Origin of the sequence: Streptomyces sp. ISL-98, assembly GCF_018614055.1 — a bacterium.
GTDB classification, from domain to species: Bacteria; Actinomycetota; Actinomycetes; order Streptomycetales; family Streptomycetaceae; genus Streptomyces; species Streptomyces spiramyceticus.
Window position 1 is genome coordinate 143740 of the sequence record NZ_JAGGPB010000016.1, and the last position, 19366, is coordinate 163105.

Annotated in this window: 13 protein-coding genes; 3 read left to right on the top strand and 10 right to left on the bottom strand. The window is 67.9% G+C overall.

Going from position 1 to position 19366, the window contains the following annotated elements:
• Positions 1-29: 29 nt before the first annotated feature.
• The 6 genes from trxB to J7I98_RS12440 form a co-directional block, all read right to left on the bottom strand.
• Positions 30-1004 carry a thioredoxin-disulfide reductase gene (gene trxB, locus J7I98_RS12415; protein ID WP_214920704.1) on the bottom strand — a complete coding sequence of 325 codons (975 nt, stop codon included), beginning with the start codon at positions 1002-1004 and terminating at the stop codon, positions 30-32.
• A 124-nt stretch (positions 1005-1128) separates the two neighbouring features.
• A complete protein-coding gene (locus J7I98_RS12420) occupies positions 1129-2007 on the bottom strand; it encodes a zf-HC2 domain-containing protein (protein ID WP_214920705.1) in 879 nt (292 codons plus the stop codon).
• Positions 2004-2708 (bottom strand): RNA polymerase sigma factor SigM, encoded by a 705-nt coding sequence (sigM, locus tag J7I98_RS12425; protein WP_214920706.1) that lies wholly within the window; start codon positions 2706-2708, stop codon positions 2004-2006. The genes J7I98_RS12420 and sigM overlap by 4 nt, the downstream gene beginning before the upstream one ends.
• A 28-nt stretch (positions 2709-2736) precedes the next feature.
• Positions 2737-4452: a protein kinase family protein gene (locus J7I98_RS12430; RefSeq protein WP_214920707.1), complete on the bottom strand. Its 1716-nt coding sequence runs from the start codon at positions 4450-4452 to the stop codon at positions 2737-2739.
• A gap of 121 nt (positions 4453-4573) precedes the next feature.
• Positions 4574-6754 (bottom strand): murein biosynthesis integral membrane protein MurJ, encoded by a 2181-nt coding sequence (gene murJ, locus J7I98_RS12435; RefSeq protein ID WP_214920708.1) that lies wholly within the window; start codon positions 6752-6754, stop codon positions 4574-4576.
• A 136-nt stretch (positions 6755-6890) separates the two neighbouring features.
• Positions 6891-9182, bottom strand: a complete 2292-nt coding sequence (locus J7I98_RS12440) for a DUF6049 family protein (RefSeq protein ID WP_214920738.1) — start codon at positions 9180-9182, stop codon at positions 6891-6893.
• A gap of 181 nt (positions 9183-9363) precedes the next feature.
• Here J7I98_RS12440 and J7I98_RS12445 point away from each other — a divergent pair, with 181 nt between their 5' ends.
• Complete coding sequence (locus J7I98_RS12445) at positions 9364-10806, top strand: CCA tRNA nucleotidyltransferase (RefSeq protein WP_214920709.1); 1443 nt, start codon at positions 9364-9366, stop codon at positions 10804-10806.
• Positions 10807-10917: 111 nt separating this feature from the next.
• Here the strand turns inward: J7I98_RS12445 and J7I98_RS12450 are convergent, their stop codons facing one another.
• From J7I98_RS12450 to J7I98_RS12465, 4 genes are all read right to left on the bottom strand, one after another.
• Positions 10918-11295, bottom strand: coding sequence for a hypothetical protein (locus tag J7I98_RS12450; RefSeq protein WP_251020502.1), 378 nt, complete (start codon positions 11293-11295; stop codon positions 10918-10920).
• Positions 11296-11534: 239 nt separating this feature from the next.
• Entirely contained in the window at positions 11535-12800 is a 1266-nt protein-coding gene (locus J7I98_RS12455; RefSeq protein ID WP_214920710.1) for an MFS transporter, read from the bottom strand.
• 78 nt (positions 12801-12878) lie between these two features.
• A complete protein-coding gene (locus J7I98_RS12460) occupies positions 12879-13961 on the bottom strand; it encodes an inositol-3-phosphate synthase (protein ID WP_214920711.1) in 1083 nt (360 codons plus the stop codon).
• A gap of 52 nt (positions 13962-14013) precedes the next feature.
• Entirely contained in the window at positions 14014-14697 is a 684-nt protein-coding gene (locus J7I98_RS12465; RefSeq protein WP_214920712.1) for a PadR family transcriptional regulator, read from the bottom strand.
• 366 nt (positions 14698-15063) lie between these two features.
• On the opposite strand from J7I98_RS12465, the gene J7I98_RS12470 reads away from it, so the two are divergent.
• Both J7I98_RS12470 and J7I98_RS12475 read left to right on the top strand, forming a co-directional pair.
• Entirely contained in the window at positions 15064-17748 is a 2685-nt protein-coding gene (locus tag J7I98_RS12470; protein WP_214920713.1) for a transglycosylase domain-containing protein, read from the top strand.
• 84 nt (positions 17749-17832) lie between these two features.
• Complete coding sequence (locus tag J7I98_RS12475; RefSeq protein WP_214920739.1) at positions 17833-19317, top strand: glycosyltransferase family 87 protein; 1485 nt, start codon at positions 17833-17835, stop codon at positions 19315-19317.
• Positions 19318-19366 lie beyond the last annotated feature (49 nt).

The window sequence follows — 19366 nt, forward strand, 5'->3', positions numbered from 1 at the left end:
TCGTGGGGTGTGGGGTGGGGAGTGGCAGATCAGGCGGTGGCGGTCTTCTCGGGTTCCGCAACCTTCTCGCCGTCGGCGAGGGCGGCCAGGAAGCGCTCGGCGTCGAGTGCGGCCGAGCAGCCCGTCCCCGCAGCCGTGATGGCCTGCCGGTAGGTGTGGTCTACGACGTCACCGGCCGCGAAAACGCCGGACAGGTTCGTGCGCGTCGACGGTGCGTCGACCTTCACGTAGCCCTCGTCGTCGAGCTCCAGCTGGCCCTTGAATAGTTCGGTGCGCGGGTCGTGGCCCACGGCGATGAACAGTCCGGTCACTGCAAGCGGGGAGGTCTCGCCCGTCTTGGTGTCACGCAGGGTCAGGCCCGAGAGCTTCTGGGCGCCCTGGAGCTCGGCGCACTCACTGTCCCAGGCGAACTTGATCTTCGGGTCGGCGAAGGCGCGGTCCTGCATGGCCTTGGAGGCACGCAGAGTGTCCCGGCGGTGGACGACGGTCACGGACTTGGCGAAGCGGGAGAGGAAGGTCGCTTCCTCCATCGCGGTGTCGCCACCGCCGACGACGGCGATGTCCTGGTCCTTGAAGAAGAACCCGTCACAGGTGGCGCACCAGGAGACGCCGCGTCCGGAGAGTGCGTCCTCCTGCGGGAGGCCGAGCTTGCGGTGCTGGGAGCCCGTCGAGACGATGACGGCCTTGGCACGGTGGACGGTGCCTGCGGTGTCTGTGACCGTCTTGATTTCGCCTGTGAGGTCGACCGACACGACATCGTCCGGAACGAGCTCGGCGCCGAAGCGCTCGGCCTGGGCCCGCATGTTGTCCATCAGGTCGGGGCCCATGATGCCGTCTCGGAACCCGGGGAAGTTCTCCACGTCGGTGGTGTTCATCAGAGCACCGCCTGCGGTCACAGCACCCTCGAACACCAGCGGCTTCAGCGACGCACGCGCGGTGTACAGCGCGGCGGTGTAACCGGCGGGCCCGGAGCCGATGATGATCACGTTTCGGACGTCGCTCACGGGTTTTTTCCTCGTCTCTGCGGACTGCCTGCTGCCTACGGGGCTTGGTCTTGGACTCTCACCCCACCCAACGGATCCTACGGGGCATGCATTCCCGAGGTGTCCGAGCCCACTCGGGCGCGTTTCAGCGGTGAGGGTAGGCCTGCGTCAGCAGAACCTTGCCCTTGGCGGGCGGAGTCTCGTTGACGCAGGCGGCGTCGACGACATACGCCTCCACCTTCGTGACATCGGTGGGGTGCGGCAGCACGACGAGGAAGGCGCTCTTGCCGTTGTACGTCCCCTCCTCGGCGGCGAGCGGCACGGCGTTGCGGCCGATCCCCTCCTGCACGCACGGCGGCACGTAGACATCGGCCCCCCGCATGGGGGTGTTCTCGATATCTACGGACGGCGCCTTCTCGGGCTTGCCCTGCGACATCGGCTGCTTGGCGATCAGAGACTGCACGCGGTTCTCGAGAGCGGGCTTCGAGAACGCTGTCCCACGATCCTGCGAGGCGGTGACGTCACCGCTGGTGGACGAGTCACCACCACCCGACGGTCCGACGGACTGCAGCAGGAGCAATCCCATGCCGATTGCGGCTGTCCCGAAGACGGCCCCGATGACGGCATTACGGCGGCGGCGAGTCGCCTGACGGCCGGGCCCTGTCGTCGCGCGGGGGCGTCCCGCCGGGCGGTCCGGGGTGGCCACTTCGGCCACGCGCGGGGCAGGCGTTGTTTCACGTGAAACAGGGGTGGTCTCTTCAGGCGCTGTGGAGTCCAGGAGCGCCTCGGCGGCCAGTGCGGCGTCGATACGGCCGACAACATCGGCAGGCATCCGATGCGCACCGGGCAGTGTGCCCAGCAGCCCGCGGATCTCCTCCAGAGAGGCCTGTACGTCGGCGCACAGTGCGCACCCGTCCAGGTGGCGACGTACGTCCGCCGTGCGGGAAGGGGTGAGGATGCCTTCGGCGAGATCGGAGATCTCCGAGACGTCCGGGTGCTGAGTCGTGCCGGCCGTCGATGTCATGCGCGCCCACCTCCGCCCTTCACAGCAGCAGGATCACTTGGTCCTGCATCCTTTGGTCCCGACGCCGGTGGGACGGATGCCCCGTGCGTCCGGTTCCTTCCCCCGCCGAGGTCATTGCTATCCCCGGTATTCGTGCGCAGATGGGTGAGTAGTGGCAGCAGTCGTGCCCGGCCGCGCGCGCAGCGGCTCTTTACGGTCCCTGTCGGTACTTCGAGGACGCGCGCAGCCTCCGCGACGGGGTACCCCTGCATGTCCACCAGCACCAGGGCTGCCCGCTGCTCGACGGGCAGGGTGGCCAGAGCCGCGATCAGTTCCCGGTGGAGGTCCTGGCGCTCTGCCGGAGCCTCGGCAGACTCGTGGGGTTCGAGGAGCTGATCCAGGCGCTCGGCGTCATCGACGGGCGCTGTCTTGCGGGAGGCAGCCTTGCGTGCTCGGTCGAGACAGGCGTTGACGGTGATGCGGTGCAGCCAGGTGGTCACGGCGGACTGGCCGCGGAAGGTGTGGGCGGCCCGGTAGGCGGACACCAGGGCGTCCTGAACCGCGTCAGCGGCCTCCTCACGGTCGCCCAGCGTGCGGAGGGCTACCGCCCAGAGCCGGTCGCGGTGGCGACGTACGAGCTCACCGAAAGCGTCTGGGTCGCCCTTGACATGGCGGGCCAGTAGATCCTGGTCGCTTGTGTCGCCGAGTGTGACGTCGTCCAACGGTGAGCCCCCTCCCCTGGTGTGGCGGTCAGCCGGTGACTTTGATCTCCGAGATTCCACCACGGAAGGCGCCGGGTGAGCCGTCGGTCGGCAGCGATGTGATGTGGATCAGGATGTACCGGGTCCGGACGGGCTTGTCGAGCGTGGCTTCCAGCTTGTCTGCTGCCGGCTCCAGTGCGGTGATCTCCTGGGAAAAATCGGAGAGCGCGGAAGGATTCGAGGCGTTCTCGTCCGCTGCGAGCACTTCGACGGTCTGACCGCTGCGGTACATGTCGATGTCGACGCCGGACACGTCCTGGGCGCTGCCGAGATCAATGATTATCCCGCTGCCGTCCTTGCGCTGCGGAAGATTGCCGAAGTTGGCGTAGCCCCTGTACTGCGGGGTGATCCAGGCGGTGCCCGTATCGTCGTCGATGGCTTGGGGTACGTCCTCCGCCTCTATTCCGTCGCCGTTCGGCGCGTACACGCGGGCGTCGGAGATCCGGAGCGGCTTCGGGTCGGGCTTCTTGGGCTCTTTGCCGTTGTTGGTCTGCGAGGACGTCTTGTCGTCGGAATCCTGGTCTCGGTCCAGGAGGGTGTCCGCAAGCTGCCAGCTGCCCAGGCCGAGCGCGGCGATGAGCAGCGCCGCCACACCCCACTTGAGCACCTTGCCGGTGCGGCTCTGGAGCGGGCGGGGCGGGGCTGCCACGAGGGGCTGGCTGGCCTGCGCACCGGAGTGCGGGCCCGGCCTGCCGTAGGTGCCCTGCTGGTAGGTGGTGCGCTGGTACTCGGGCGGCGCAGTGAACGTGGGCTCCGGCGGACGGATGCGGGGCATGGCCGCGACGGCCTTCGCCAGCTCGTCCGGGGTGGTGCAGGGCGGTTCCTGGCGTGAGGCGGTCGCACCGTCGTTGATCAGCGCACGCATCGCGAGCTCCGAGAGCCCCCGGTGGATGCCGGCGCGTACCTGGTCGGGGGCGATGAGCCCGACGCCCTTGGGCAGCCCGGAGAGGCCGTACGCGTCCCTCTCGTACGGCCAGCGCTGTGTCAGGGCGGCGTACAGCAGTGCGCCGATCGCCTCGGTGTCCGTGCGCTGCGGCCGGTCGGATGTGATGCCACGCAGGGCGGCGTTCACCGCGAGCCCGCGGATCCGGTACTGGCCCGACGAGGTCCGCAGGATGGCGCCCGGGGTGAGCTTGAGGTGGGCGAGGCCCTCGCGGTGGGCGGCGGCCATGGCCTGCGAGATCTGGCTGACGAGCTGGTACGCCTCGTGGGCCTCCAGCGGGCCCGCTGCGACCATCGCCGTCAGCTCTGTGGCGTCCGGCAGCCACTCGTGGACGACGTAGACGAGGTCGTTCTCCTCCACCGCGTCCAGGACCTGGACGAATCGGGGGTCGCCGAGCAGCGCCGACGAGCGGGCCGCGGCGAGCACGGACCTGGCCCGTGCGTGGTCCGCCGGCAGCAGGTGGACACCCACGGCGCGACGGAGCTTTTCGTCGACCGCGCGCCAGCTGCTGAATCCGTCCAGACGGGTGACGCATTCTTCGAGCCGGTAGCGTCTGGCGAGCTTGTGCCCGCTGTGCAGCTCGGGTGTGGCGATGGGGGTATCGGAGCTTTGTCCCTCACCGTCCGCTTCGCCCTTTTTCTCGTCCGCTGTGTCCTGGGCTTCCGCCACCCCGTCGGCCGTGGCCTTGTCCGCCTTGGCGGTCAGCGGTTCATCACCGCTGTTGTCGGCCACGTCGACGGCAGCCGTGCTACGTTCCGCCACCGTCGTTCCTGCCTCCCCATCCGTTGCGCGCTGTTGAACAGCCATGCCAATTGTGCCCACAGTCCGGCGCTATGCACGACACGCAGCGGCCGATGATGGTTGTGCGGGGCCAGCCCGGAGGTTAGCGCCCGAGCCGCCCGCGCACCATGCCCACCATGGCGTTGAGCTCCTCGATCCGCATCCGCTTCGCGGCGACGAAGAAGACGCCGAGCAGCACGATCCCACCGACGACCAGCGCCGCCAGCGATCCGAGAGCGTCGCTGCCCAGGACGTGCATGATGCCGAAGCCGGCAGCGCCGCCCAGGATTGCCGCCGGTACGGAGGCCCCGGCCAGACGGGCGTACGTACGCAGGACGTGAGTGCCGTCCAGATCGCCGCCCAGCCTGTTGCGCAGGCGCCGCCAGGCGATACCGACGCCGATGGCGTAGGCCAGGCCGTACGAGGCCGCCATGCCGACCACGGCCCACTGTGCGGGCAGGACGACGTAGCAGACGGCTGAGGCAGCCGCGTTGATGGCGGCGACGATGACGGTGTTGTAGAAGGGCGTGCGGGTGTCCTCGTACGCGTAGAAACCGCGCAGGACGACGTACTGCACGGAATACGGGATGAGGCCGAGCGCGAAGGCCATCAGGATGAAGCCCATGGCCTGGGCGCCCTCGTGGCCGGTCGAGGCGAACAGCAGGGTGCACATGGGGACGCCGAGCGCGAGGAACGCGAAGGAGACGGGGACGATCGCGACGGCCGAGTTGCGCAGTCCCTGGGAGATGTCGTCACGGACGGCACCCGGGTCGTTGTCGTGTGCGGCACGGGAGATGCGGGGCAGCAGGGCGGCCATGACGGAGACGGTGATGATGGCCTGCGGCATGCCCCAGATCAGCTGGGCGTTCGAGTAGGCGAGGATGCCCGCGCCGTCCTTGCCGGAGGCCGCGCCGGCCGCCGTGGCGAGCTGGGTGACGACGACTACGCCCGCCTGGTTGGCGAGGACGAAGAGAACGGTCCACTTGGCGAGCTTGACCGTCTTGCCGAGGCCGTGGCCCTTCCAGTCGAAGCGCGGACGGAAGCGGAAGCCGGTCTCGCGCAGGTACGGGATCATCGCCAGGGCCTGGACGACAAGGCCGAGCAGAGTGCCGATACCCAGCAGCCTGACGCCCTCCGCAGGGATGGTCTCGACGCCCATCCGGGACTCGGCAGAGGTGCCGTAGACCCAGATGAACAGCCCGAACGTGACGATCATGACGATGTTGTTGAGGACCGGCGTCCACATCATCGCGCCGAATTTTCCGCGGGCGTTGAGGATCTGGCCCATGACCACATGCACACCCATGAAGAAGATCGTGGGCAGGCAGTAGCGGGCGAAAGTGACGGCGACGCTGTTGGCGTCCGGGTTGTCGGCGATGGTGGGCGACATCGCGTGGACCAGCAGCGGCGCCCCGAACACGGCAAGCACGACGATGGCGCCGAGAACGACCATGACGAGGGTGAGGAGGCGGTTGGCGAACGCTACGCCGCCGTCCTCGTCGTTCTTCATGGCGCGCACCAGCTGCGGCACGAAGACCGAGTTGAGGCCGCCACCGACGGTCAGAATGTAGATCATCGTGGGCAGGGTGTACGCCACGGTGAAGGTGTCACCGAGCAGGGCCGCACCCAGAGCCGCAGTGATCACCAGGCTGCGTACGAAGCCCGTGAGGCGGGAGACCAGCGTGCCCGCTGCCATCAGTGCGCTCGACTTCAGCACGCTCGCCGCACGGCCCGCGGGCTTCTTGGGCGGGGGCGCCGGGGCCGGTTCGGGAGCGGCCGCAGGAGTGGCTCCGCCTGCCTCCTGCTGGTCGCGGTAGAGGTGGGCGAAGGCATCCTGCTCCGGCAGCTCCTCGCCCGCCTGTGTGACCAGGTCGTCCACGCCGACGAACTGGGTGGTCGCGGCATCGTCGCCGTACGGCAGACGGCGCGACGGGCCGTCCTCCGGCTCCGGCGGCGGGGTCTGGGCCCATACGCGCGGATTCGGCGCATGCTGCGGCGCGGACGGCTGCTGGTACAGCGGCTGCGGCTCCTGGTAGGTGCCGGGGGGCGGCGGGGGGTGCGAGGCGCGGTCGTAGAGCGCCTCCGTCACCGGATCCTGCGCGGAGGGGTCCTGCGACCGGTAAGGGTCGTGGCTGTAGGCGTCCTGGACATACGGGTCCTGGGCGGTCTCGGGCTGCTGCGGCGACGGCACATGGCCCGCTGCCGTGGGCTCCGGGGGCAATCCCCTGGAAGGCGCAGTGCCGCCCGCGCCTTGTCCACGGTCACCGTCGTACGGCGCGTTCACTGGTGCTCCCCTCGAGCTTCCTGTTCCGGCGAGCTGTGCCCCGCTGGGTGTGCGGCCACCGATCCGGGGACTGTCCCCCGGAAAGGCGCAGCATTGCAACCCCTCATCGTCCCCGGCCGGCCGGCCACGGCGTTGCTCAACGGTCCACTTTCTCACCCGTGCCCGACGGGTTGCCGCTTTCCGGTCCAGTGTCCGGTGTCGGGTCACTCGGCTGCTCGGGGCCGTCGGCCCCGTCACCGGCCTCACGGGCCGCCGCACGCTTGCGCTGGGTGTACATCCTGACGCCCGCGAGAACGAGCAGCAGCACGCCTCCGGCGATCACCAGCATGACGGTGGGAGTGAACTCGTTGACGTCCACCGTGAACTCCATGGAGCGGCCGTACGGTGTGCCGTCCTCGGTGTAGAGCTGTGCGACCACCGGGACCGGGCCGTTGGCGTTCGCGGTGGCAGTGAACTTCACCGACTGGCTGTGGCCGCCCGCGACCTTCACCGGCCGCTCCGCGATGGTCTGCTTGCCGTCCAGTTTGAGGCGGGTGGGCTTGGTCGACTCCAGCCGCAGCACCAGGTGCTCGACGCCCTGCACCAGCTTGTTCTGGACGGTCACCGGAATGGTGGCGCTGCGCCCCGACAAGGTCGCATCGGATTTCTGGATGAGCTGCACCTCGTCGGTGAGGCTCACCAGGTAGCTCTGAACACCGTTCCGGTACGCCTGGGCGGTCCGCTCGTTGCCGCGCCAGGACGTGGACATCGCACGGTAGATCGCGTTGCCGAAGGGCGTGACCACCCGGTCCTGTGCGGTCAGGATCACCTTGAAGTTGTCGAGCTTGTCCTGCGTGGCCTTGATGTCCTGGAAGGCCTTGGCGGGAAGCTCCTGCTTGCGCAGCGCTCCGGGGTACTCGGCCTCACCCGGCACCTGGGTCGTGGCCTTGGCATCAGGCTTGGCTTTCGCCGCCGCCACCATGTCCAGCGGCTGGGACCAGCGCTGGGCGTCGAGCCCGTGCAGGGCGCTCGCCATCGACTGTGCCTGGCTCGCGGACGGCAGCCGCTGCGGGGCGACGACGATGCTGCGCTGCTTGGTCTCGTTCTGAAGGGTGATCGCCAGCGTCTGGGCGAGGAACTTCTGCACCGCGAGTGTGGAGTCACCCGCCGTCGACATGTCGCCCTGGAAGGCGGTGGAGAGCCGGGCGTCGGCGACCACGGCCGTCGTGCCGCCGCCGATCGGCCGGGCCGCGGAGGGTGTGTACGGCAGGCCACCGGTCTCCTGCAGGCTGTCGCTGCGCGCGATCACGTTGTGCGCACCGGCCGAGGTGGCGACGTCGACGACCGAGGGATCCACGGCGCCGTCCACCGGCCACGCGAAGTCCGTCGAGGGCTCCGTGAGGAGGATCGACTGCACGGCCGTGGCAGCGACATCGGTCGCCGGCTTCAGGTGGCTGAGGGATCCGGGGACGTCCTTGCCGCGGTGCGCCAGAGAGGCCAGATCGGGGTCGGCGAACGGGAGCGCCACGACCTTCCGGCCCTGCACGGCCTTCTGGAGATTGTTCAGCCACCGGTTGGCGACGGCCTGGTTCTTTCCGGCGACCGTTGTTTCGCCGTCCTCGGACTTGACCTGGTAGCCCTTTGTCATCGCGTCGACGGTGGCGAGCAGGTCCGGGTCCACGACCCATGTCACGGGCAGCTCATTGCCGAGCGAGACGAGCCGCTCCAGCCGTCCGCCCGGTGCGAGCTCCGCGCCGAGGTCGTCGTTCTTGAAGACCGGAGTCTGCTGCTCGTCCGAACCTGTCTCGGCGGTGAGATGTGTGGAGGAAATCAGCGGCCAGAGATAGGTGAGCTGGGTCTTCTTCTCCGTGTCCTCCGGCTGCCAGGGCAGGAAGGTCCGCTCGATGCCCAGCACCTGCTCGTACGGGCGGCTCGGGGTCTGTCCCCAGAGGGACACACCGAGCTGGTAGACGCCCTGGTCGTCGAGACCCAGCTTGCCGACCGGCACCGTGATGCTGAATTCCTCGCTTATCCCGGCGGGGAGCTTCGCGAACTTCTTGGTGAACTTCCCGCCGATCTCCGCGGCGTCGAGGCCGTTCGTGTACCCGGTGCGTTCGGCCGCCGAGTCGATCGCGGACCTGCTCGACATCCGCGGCCCGACGCCCAGCCCGACATGGGCGTCGGTGACGGTTTCCTTGCCCCTGTTGGTGATCGTGCCCGAGACCGTGACCTTGCCGCCCTCCACCGGGGCGCTGGGGGTCAGTGTGTCGAGGGACACGTCGACGGTGCGTGAGCCGGTGCCGTCCTCCGCGGCGTGCGCGGGGGCAGCTGCAGGGAGGCACAAGAGGCCCGCTACCAGGGGGGTGCCGGCGAGCAGCGCTGCTGTGCGCCGCAGCCACCGGCGGGCAGGTGAGGGAGTCGTCCCCTGGAAGTCTGCCGCCTCGGCCACGCGCTCGCCCGTCCTTGTCGTCGTCTGCTGCCGGTGGTGGTTGTCGATTAATGCGTCCACGCATGGTAACGAGGTGCGCTGTGGCGAAGTGCTGCGGACTGCGCCACATGATCGCGAGAGTGTTCCGGGCGGAGGGAAACTGGGGAGCTTCGTCCGGCTGGGGCACGTACCCTTTTCTGTTGTGCCGAACGCCAACGAAGACAATCCCAGTGCCCTGAGCCAGGTGCAGCGACGCGCAGTCAGCGAGCTGCTGCGCGTCGCCCCTGTCGCCGACGACCTCGCTCGCCGCTTCCAGGAGGCGGGCTTCAGTCTCGCCCTGGTCGGGGGATCGGTCAGGGACGCGTTGCTCGGCAGGCTCGGCAACGACCTGGACTTCACGACCGACGCCCACCCCGAGGACGTACTGAAGATCGTCCGGCCGTGGGCGGACTCGGTGTGGGAGGTCGGGATCGCCTTCGGGACGGTGGGATCCCAGAAGATGGGCTACCAGATCGAGGTCACGACGTACCGCTCCGAGGCGTACGACAGGAACTCGCGCAAGCCCGAGGTGTCCTACGGCGACTCCATCGAGGAAGATCTCGTACGCCGCGACTTCACCGTCAACGCGATGGCCGTCGCGCTCCCGGAGAAGGAGTTCATCGACCCGCACGGTGGCCTGGAGGACCTAGCGGCCCGTGTTCTGCGCACTCCCGGGACGCCCGAGGAGTCGTTCTCCGACGACCCGCTGCGCATGATGCGCGCAGCACGGTTCGCCGCTCAGCTCGACTTCGAGGTGGCGCCCGAAGTTGTGGCCGCGATGACGGCCATGTCCGAGCGCCTGGAGATCGTCTCGGCGGAGCGGGTACGTGACGAGCTCAACAAACTGATTCTCTCCGACAACCCGCGCAAGGGTCTGAGGCTTCTTGTCGACACCGGGCTCGCCGAGTACGTGCTTCCGGAGCTGCCTCAGCTGCGCCTGGAGAGTGATGAGCATCACAGGCACAAGGACGTCTACGAGCACTCGCTGACCGTGCTGGAGCAGGCCATGGACCTCGAAGAGGACGGTCCGGACCTCGTTCTGCGGCTGGCGGCTCTGCTGCATGACATCGGAAAGCCGAGGACGCGGCGCTTCGAGGCGGACGGTCGGGTCTCGTTCCATCACCACGAGGTGGTGGGGGCCAAGATGACCAAGAAGCGCATGACCGCTCTCAAGTACTCCAACGACCTGATCAAGGACGTCTCGACACTCGTGGAGCTGCATCTGCGCTTCCACGGGTACGGGACCGGGGAGTGGACCGACTCGGCGGTGCGACGGTACGTACGCGACGCGGGCCCGCTGCTGGACCGGCTGCACAAGCTGACCCGTTCTGACTGCACTACGCGCAACAAGCGCAAGGCGGGCGCGCTCTCGCGGGCCTACGACGGGCTTGAGGAGCGCATCGCGGAGCTGCAGCAGCAGGAGGAGCTGGACTCCATCCGGCCCGATCTGGACGGCAACCAGATCATGGAGATTCTGGGCATCAGGCCCGGCCCGGAGATCGGCAAGGCCTACAAGTTCCTGCTTGAGCTGCGGCTGGAGAACGGCCCGATGGAGCACGAGGCGGCGGTCGGGGCACTCAAGGAGTGGTGGGCGGCTCAGAGCTGAGCGCATGTTTCACGTGAAACATGACGGAGTGCGGATGGGCTGAGGGGCGGTGTTTCACGTGAAACACCGCCCCTTCCGCGTCAGCCGAGCCAGCCAATCCAGTCGCTTCGGCTAGTTGGCCTTCAGGTCCGTCAGGCACAGGACGACGCTGGTCCTGCTCTTACGTCGTCCTGAAGTCTCGGTGTAAGCCGTGTACTTGGTCTTGTCGCAGAGGTTCATGTCAGCGGTGTCGTCGTGAACCTCGGCGATCTTGAACTGGGCGGCTGAGTTGCCGCAGCCGACCGCCTCCATGTTCGGCGTGAACTCGGTGCCGTTATTCTTCATGCAGTCACCGACCGCCGCCGCCTTCGCGTCCGACTCGAAGACCTTGTCCCAGCCGAACTTCAGGCCGCCCAGAGCGCCGAGCAGCAGCACGATGATGGTGAGGTTGCGTATCACCGACATGTTCTTGGGTGCTTGCGGCGGAGGCGGCGGGCCTTGCGGCGCCATGTGGCCGGGGTAGCCGCCCTGCTGCTGTGGGTACTGCTGCGGCGTATAAGGCTGCTGCGGGTACTGCTGCTGAGGCGGGTAAGGCTGTTGCTGCTGGGGATAGCCGTAGCCGGGCTGCGGCGGGTAAGGCTACTGCGGGGGCTGCTGTCCGTACGGCGAAGGGCCTTGCTGCGGCGGATAGGTCATACGGGACTCCCCCTGAGAATGCGCTGCGCACATGAGTGTTTGACGCGCGCACGCTATAGGACGCCACCAACGCGCTTCCAACGGGACACGATCGCAGCCGCCATCGCATAGACGACCGCGACGGTGACGACCAGAGCGGCCGAGCGGCCGTCGGGGGGCAGTATCAACGCCGCCACCGCCGCGGCCCCTACGAACGCGACGTTGAACAGCACGTCGTAGACCGAGAAGATCCGCCCGCGATAGGCGTCGTCGACCTCCGACTGCACCACCGTGTCCGTGGTGATCTTTGCGGCCTGCGTGGTGAGCCCGAGCACGAAGGCGGCGGCCATCATCGGTACAGGTGCGAAGGGCAGGCCAAGAGCCGGTTCGAGTACGGCGGCCGATCCGGCGCACACCACCATCCATCCGTACGCTCCGAGCCGCCCCACTGCCCACGGGGTGAGCACAGCGGCCGCGAAGAACCCCGCCCCCGACATCGCGACAGCGACCCCGAGCAACGCCAGCCCGTCCGAGCCGTCCGACCAGGCGTACCGGCACAGCATCAGCACCATCACCGTGAGCGCGCCGTAGCAAAAGCGCATCAGCGTCATTGCGGCCAGCACACGGCGGGCGGGCAGGCGCTCCGCGAGATGCCGCAGCCCGTCGGCGAAACCGCGTGCCGTTGAGGCCAGCGCGGCACCCAGTCCCGGCAGGACCAACTCGGGGTCGGGGCCGAGCAGCTCACGGCTCATCCGCAAGGACGCCAGGGCGGCGCAGAGGTACAGCGCGGCACCCACCAGAACCACCGCCGCATCGGAGTCCGACGCCACGAGCCGTACCGCGAAGGCGAGACCACCGCCGGCGGTTGCGGCGAGCGTGCCCGCGGTCGGCGAGAGCGAGTTGGCCATGACGAGCCGGTCGGCGTCGACGACGCGTGGCAGGGCGGCCGAGAGTCCGGAGAGCACGAAGCGGTTGACGGCGGTGACGGAGAGGGCCGAGGCGTAGAAGAGCCAGTCCGGCACGGAGGCCAGGATCAGCAGCGCTGTGCCGCAGGCGAGCACCGCCCTCAGCAGGTTCCCGTACAGGAAGACCTGGCGACGCTGCCAGCGGTCGAGCAGTACGCCGGCGAAGGGGCCCACGACGGAATAGGGGAGCAGCAGGACGGCCATCGCCGAGGCGATGGCGCCGGGGGAGGTCTGTTTCTCCGGGGAGAAGACGACGTACGAGGCCAGTGCCACCTGGTAGACGCCGTCCGCGGACTGCGAGAGCAGTCTCACCGCCAGCAGGCGGCGGAAGTTGGTCAGGCGCAGGAGGACACGCAGATCACCTACGACGGGCATGCGAGCAAGGGTCACACACGAGGAGGGTCCCCGGGCGGATTGCCAGGGGACCCTCAACGATCGGACAGCGGCAGAGCTTTAGCGCTCGACCTCGCCCTTGATGAACTTCTCGACGGCGCGGTGGGCCTCGTCGTCGAAGTACTGCACCGGCGGGGACTTCATGAAGTACGAGGACGCGGAGAGGATCGGGCCGCCGATGCCGCGGTCCTTGGCGATCTTCGCGGCGCGCACGGCGTCGATGATGACACCCGCGGAGTTCGGGGAGTCCCAGACCTCGAGCTTGTACTCCAGGTTCAGCGGGACGTCACCGAAGGCGCGGCCCTCGAGGCGCACGTACGCCCACTTGCGGTCGTCCAGCCACGCCACGTAGTCCGACGGGCCGATGTGGACATTGTCCGCACCGAGGTCGCGGTCGGGGATCTGCGAGGTGACTGCCTGCGTCTTCGAGATCTTCTTGGACTCCAGGCGCTCACGCTCGAGCATGTTCTTGAAGTCCATGTTGCCGCCGACGTTCAGCTGCATCGTGCGGTCCAGGACGACGCCCCGGTCCTCGAAGAGCTTCGCCATCACGCGGTGCGTGATGGTGGCGCCGACCTGCGACTTGATGTCGTCGCCGACGATCGGGACGCCCGCCTCGGTGAACTTGTCGGCCCACTCCTTGGTGCCGGCGATGAAGACCGGGAGAGCGTTGACGAAGGCGACCTTGGCGTCGATGGCGCACTGCGCGTAGAACTTCGCAGCGTCCTCGGAACCGACGGGCAGGTAGCAGACGAGAACGTCGACCTGGCGGTCCTTGAGGGTCTGGACGATGTCGACCGGGGCCTCGGCGGACTCCTCGATGGTCTCGCGGTAGTACTTGCCCAGGCCGTCGAGGGTGTGGCCGCGCTGGACGGTCACACCCGTGTTGGGCACGTCGCAGATCTTGATGGTGTTGTTCTCGCTGGCGCCGATGGCGTCCGCGAGGTCGAGGCCGACCTTCTTCGCGTCGACGTCGAAGGCGGCCACGAACTCGACGTCACTCACGTGATAGTCGCCGAACTGCACGTGCATCAGACCCGGGACCTTGCCCGCCGGGTCGGCGTCCTTGTAGTACTCGACGCCCTGCACCAGCGAGGCGGCGCAGTTGCCCACGCCGACGATGGCTACGCGAACCGAACCCATTGGCGGTTGCTCCCTGTGTGTACTCGACGAGGCCCTGCGGTGTGCAGGGGCCTCACTTGGCGGTGTCGTCGGACGGATCCGGCGGGGTGTCATCCCGGTGCCGGGGCAGGCCGCCCGTCTCTCCAGATGTGGTGTCTTGGCGAGCTGAGTTCTCGGGGGTGGACCGTCGCTGGTCCCGCCCCGCCCGCTCGCTCTCGATGAGCTCGTTCAGCCAGCGCACTTCGCGCTCCACGGACTCCATGCCGTGCCGCTGCAGCTCAAGCGTGTAATCGTCCAGGCGCTCCCGGGTACGGGCCAGGGAGGCGCGCATCTTCTCGAGACGCTCCTCCAGCCGGCTCCTGCGGCCCTCGAGCACCCGCATCCGCACCTCGCGCTCGGTCTGCCCGAAGAAGGCGAAACGGGCCGCGAAGTGCTCGTCCTCCCAGGAATCCGGGCCGGTGTGGGAGAGCAGCTCCTCGAAGTGCTCCTTACCTTCCGCCGTCAGCCGGTAGACGATCTTGGCGCGGCGTCCCGCGAGCGAAGCGGCAAGCGCGTCCTCCGGAGCGCTGCCCGGCTCCTCGATCAACCAGCCGTTGGCGACCAGCGTCTTGAGGCATGGGTAGAGGGTCCCGTAACTGAAGGCACGGAAGACCCCCAGCGAGGTATTGAGCCGCTTGCGCAGCTCGTAACCGTGCATCGGCGACTCGCGCAGCAGGCCGAGCACGGCGAATTCGAGGATGCCTGAGCGCCTGCTCATTCCTCGCCTCCCCAGTCGCCGACGGGCCTTATGCCGAGCTGATGTATCGACTCGATACATCCAGACGATAGAACGGGAGTCCCGATGCGACAAGTGGGGGCAGAGTGAACGGCGTCACATCACTGATTCGCAGGACGCAACTTGCCTGATTTGGGGTGAAGATCGGCACTGGGTGGGTTTTGACGGTGCGTAGTCTGTGCGGCATGCAGACCACCGGGAACCAAGTGACGCCAGGTAGCGTCCTCGTCCTGGATGCACATGAGGCCGTACGGATGAGCCCGCCCCCGGGCTGGTCCGTACTTCGGGGGGACCGGAACTCAGCTGCCGCTTCCAGGCGATCTCGCCTGCCCGAGGAGTAGTCGTTCGATGAGCGAGCACCGTCGCAAACCGCCACAGTCGCAAGACAGCGGGCGTGCCGCGGCCCGGCGAGCCGCGCAGCAGCCGTCAGGCCGCCGCGCGGCTCCCACGCGGGGCACCACCACCGGGTCGCCCTCCGGTTCGTATGAAGAGGAGCGCCAGTACGGCAGCAGAGCGGAGGCCCGCCGTGCCGCCCAGCGGGGCGCCAGTGGCGGCTCGCGGCGGCGCGGGCCCGAGGCCGGCGGCGGAGGGGGGCACGAAGGGCCCCGCCGGGGTCGTGGCGGCCCGCCTGCCAAGAAGCGGTTCATCGACTACCCGCGCTCGGACAAGTACGGGTGGAGACGGTTCGTACCGTCCTGGAAGCAGGTCGCCGGCACCTGCTTCGGCTTCTTCGCGATCCTGGTCGCGGGTGCAGGTGTGGCCTTCGCCTGGGTCGACAAGCCAAACCCGCAATTGATGGCGGAGGCGCAGAACAACGTCTTCTACTGGGACGACGGTAAGCAGCTCGCTGCGACCGGCGGCCAGCGCAATCGCCAGAACGTCGGGATCGGCGAGATTCCGAAGCACATGCAGGACGCCGTTATCGCGGCCGAGAACGAGTCCTTCGACGACGACTGGGGCGTCGACCCTGTGGGAATCGGCCGGGCCGTTTTCAACATGGCCACGGGTGGGGAGACCCAGGGCGGCTCGACCATCACCCAGCAGTACGTGAAGAACACGTACCTGGAGCAGGATCAGACGCTGAAGCGCAAGTTCACCGAGCTCTTCATTTCGATCAAGGTGGGCGTCCAGGAAGACAAGAAGGACATCCTGGCGGGTTACCTGAACACCGCGTATTTCGGTCGCGGCGCGTACGGGATCCAGGCCGCGTCCCAGGCGTACTTCGGCAAGGACTGCGTCAAGCTGAACCCGGACGAGAGTGCTTTCCTCGCCCAGCTGCTCAAGGGGCCGAACCTGTACAACCCGGACGGCGGCATTGGCGACAACGCCAGGTCTGAGCTCAACACCGAGCGCGCCAAGGAGCGCTGGGAGTGGATCCTCGACCGCGAGGTCGAGGTGGGCCGCATGGAGCAGGCCGATCGGGACAAGTACAGGACGTTCCCCGAGCTCAAGGACTCCGACCAGGCCACCGGCCTCAGTGGCCAAAAGGGCTACCTGGTCGAGACGGCCAAGAAGTACCTGATGAAGCAGACCGACATCACGCCGGAGCAGCTCGAGCGTGGTGGCTACCGTGTCTACACGACCTTCAACAGGGAAAAGGTCGAGGCGATGGAAAAGGCGGTGAGGAAGACCCGCAAGGAATTCCTGGACGCCAAGCAGCGGCCGGATACGGATAGATTCGTCCAGTTCGGCTCGGCCTCGGTGGATGTGAAGTCCGGCAAGATCGTCGCGCTCTACGGCGGCGAGGGCTGGGACAAGAAGCACTTCACCAACAACGCCGACACTTCCGGTGTCCCGGTCGGCTCGACCTGGAAGCCCTACGTCCTCGCTGCGGCGATGCAACACGGCACCCAGAACACCAACGGCAGCGGACTCTCGCCGATGAGCAAGTACAACGCCAACGACATGCTCGTCATCAGGGACCGCAACGGCGACCCGATCCCGGGCAAGGACGGGCAGCCCTTCCGGCAGAAGAACGAGAGTGACACGGAGTACGGCTACGTCACGCTGAGGGAAGCGATGGAGAAATCCATCAACTCCCCCTTCGTGCAGCTCGGCTTCGACGTCGGCCTGTCCAGGGTGGCCGAAATGGCGGAGGACACCGGAATCCTCAAGCAGAGCATGGACCAGCGGAACGCGTCCTTCTCCCTGGGTACGTCTACGCCGAGCGCCATCCGCATGGCCGACTCGTACGCGACCTTCGCCGCCTCTGGGGAGCACCACGACCCGTATTCGGTAACCAAGGTCGTTTACGACGGCGAGGAGCAGGAAGGGTTCGATCAGCCCGCACCCAGCCGGGCGATGGACGAAGACATCGCCAACAACATCACCGACGTCCTCAAGAACGTCGTCGAGAACGGCACCGGCACCAAGGCCAAGAAGCTTGGCCGCCCGGCCGCCGGCAAGACCGGCACCACCGACAAGAACAAGTCGGCCTGGTTCGTCGGCTACACCCCGCAGCTGTCGACCTCGGTCACCCTGTTCCGTACGGACCCCGAGTCCCGCAAGCTGCTCTCCATGAACGGCACCGGCGGCGTCCCGTCCATCCACGGTGGTGACATTCCCACCGAGGTATGGACGAACTACATGCGCGAGGCACTCAAGAAAATGCCTCCGTCGGACTTCCCCGCCGCCGAGCCGATCGGCGAGAAGGCGGACTCGGTCGGTGCGCCGAGCCCGACACCGAGCCCGACGCCGTCCGAGACGCCGTCCGAAACCCCGTCCGAGACCCCGTCGGCGACGCCCTCGGAAACGGCCCCGTCCGAGACCACTGACCCGGAGAAGCCCTGTAAGCCGTTCGACTGGGAGTGCGAAGAAGACGGCGGCACAGACACGGGCGGTACGGACACCGGTGGCACCGATACGGGTGGCACGGATACGGGCGGTACGGACACCGGTGGTACCGATACCGGCGGCACGGACACCGCCGGTACGGATACGGGTGGTACGGACACCGGCACCACCGACACCGGTGGCAGCGGAAACGGCAACGGAAACGGCAGTGACGGCGGCCTCTTCGGAGGCGGCGGCTGACGCACCACCGCCAGCCAACCCATGACGAGGGCCGTCGCACCCAGTGCGGCGGCCCTCGCCGTGTGCACAGCCCCGTACGGCAGGATGACCCCCATGACGAGCGTGCACGAGGATCGGCCCGTAGTACGGCCCACGCAGCAGGACGAAGTCGCCGCAGCCGGCAGCGAGCTGATCGGCGGCCCCGTCGGCCGGTGGGCCAGGATGGGCGCCGGCCGACTGACACCCGTCCGCGTCATCGCCCTGGTGGCGCTCGGCATGTTCGCGCTCGGCATGGTGCAGAAGATCCCCTGCTACGACTGGGCCTGGTTCCGCGGCACCAGTTCGCAGTACACGCACGCCTGCTACTCCGACATCCCCCACCTGTATCTCGGGCGCGGCTTCGCCGACGGCCTTGTGCCGTATTTCGACCGGCTGACCGGTGACATGGAGTTCCTCGAGTACCCCGTCCTGACGGGCCTCTTCATGCAGGTGGCGGCCTGGCTGACGCTCCCCTTCGACGGCTCCGTACAGGGCCGCGAGCAGGCGTACTGGATGGTCAACGCCGGCATGTTGATGATCTGCGCCGCCGTCACCGCGGTCTGCGTCGCCCGTACGCACCGACACCGCCCCTGGGACGCCCTGCTCGTCGCCCTGGCGCCCGCGCTGGCCCTCACAGCCACCATCAACTGGGACCTGCTCGCAGTCGCCCTCACGGCCGCCGCGATGCTCATGTGGTCCCGGGGGCGCTCCCTCGCCTTCGGCATCCTCATCGGACTGGCGACCGCCGCGAAGCTCTATCCCGTACTCCTGCTCGGACCCCTCCTTGTGCTGTGCTGGAGGGCGGGCAAATTCCGGCAGTACGGTGCGGCAGTACTCGGCGCTACAGGGGCCTGGCTCGCGGTGAACCTGCCCGTCATGCTTCTCGCCCCCGAAGGGTGGAAGAAGTTCTACACCTTCAGCCAGGAACGGTCCGTCGACTTCGGGTCCTTCTGGCTGATCATCACCCAGCGCACCGGCAAGCCCCTCGACGTCGAAGCCGTGAACACGTACGCGACGCTCCTGATGGTCCTTGTGTGCGGGGGCATCGCTGCGCTGACGCTGACGGCCCCCCGCCGGCCGCGCTTCGCCCAGCTGGCCTTCCTGGTCGTCGCCGCCTTCGTCCTGACCAACAAGGTCTACTCACCGCAGTACGTCCTGTGGCTGATCCCCCTCGCCGCACTGGCTAGGCCGCGCTGGCGCGACTTCCTGATCTGGCAGGCCTGCGAGCTCATGTACTACTTCGGTATCTGGATGTACCTGGCGTACACGACGAGCGGCGACAAGCACCAGGGACTGCCTCAAGAGGGCTACCAGCTGGCCATCGCCCTCCACCTGCTGGCGACGCTCTACCTGTGCGCCCTCGTCGTACGCGACATCCTCATGCCGGAGCGGGACGCCGTACGGCGTGACGGTTCGGACGACCCGTCGGGCGGTGTGCTCGACGGGTCGGAGGACGCCTTTGTGCTGGGGCGGGCGGCGCACCCTGCGCGGCATGCCGTGCACCACTTCGAAGGGCCGCGTGTGGAGTGGGGCACTACGTCCCGGACCTGAAGCCCGGGACGTCTGCTCAGCGGTCAACCAGCTCGTCGGTCAACTGGCT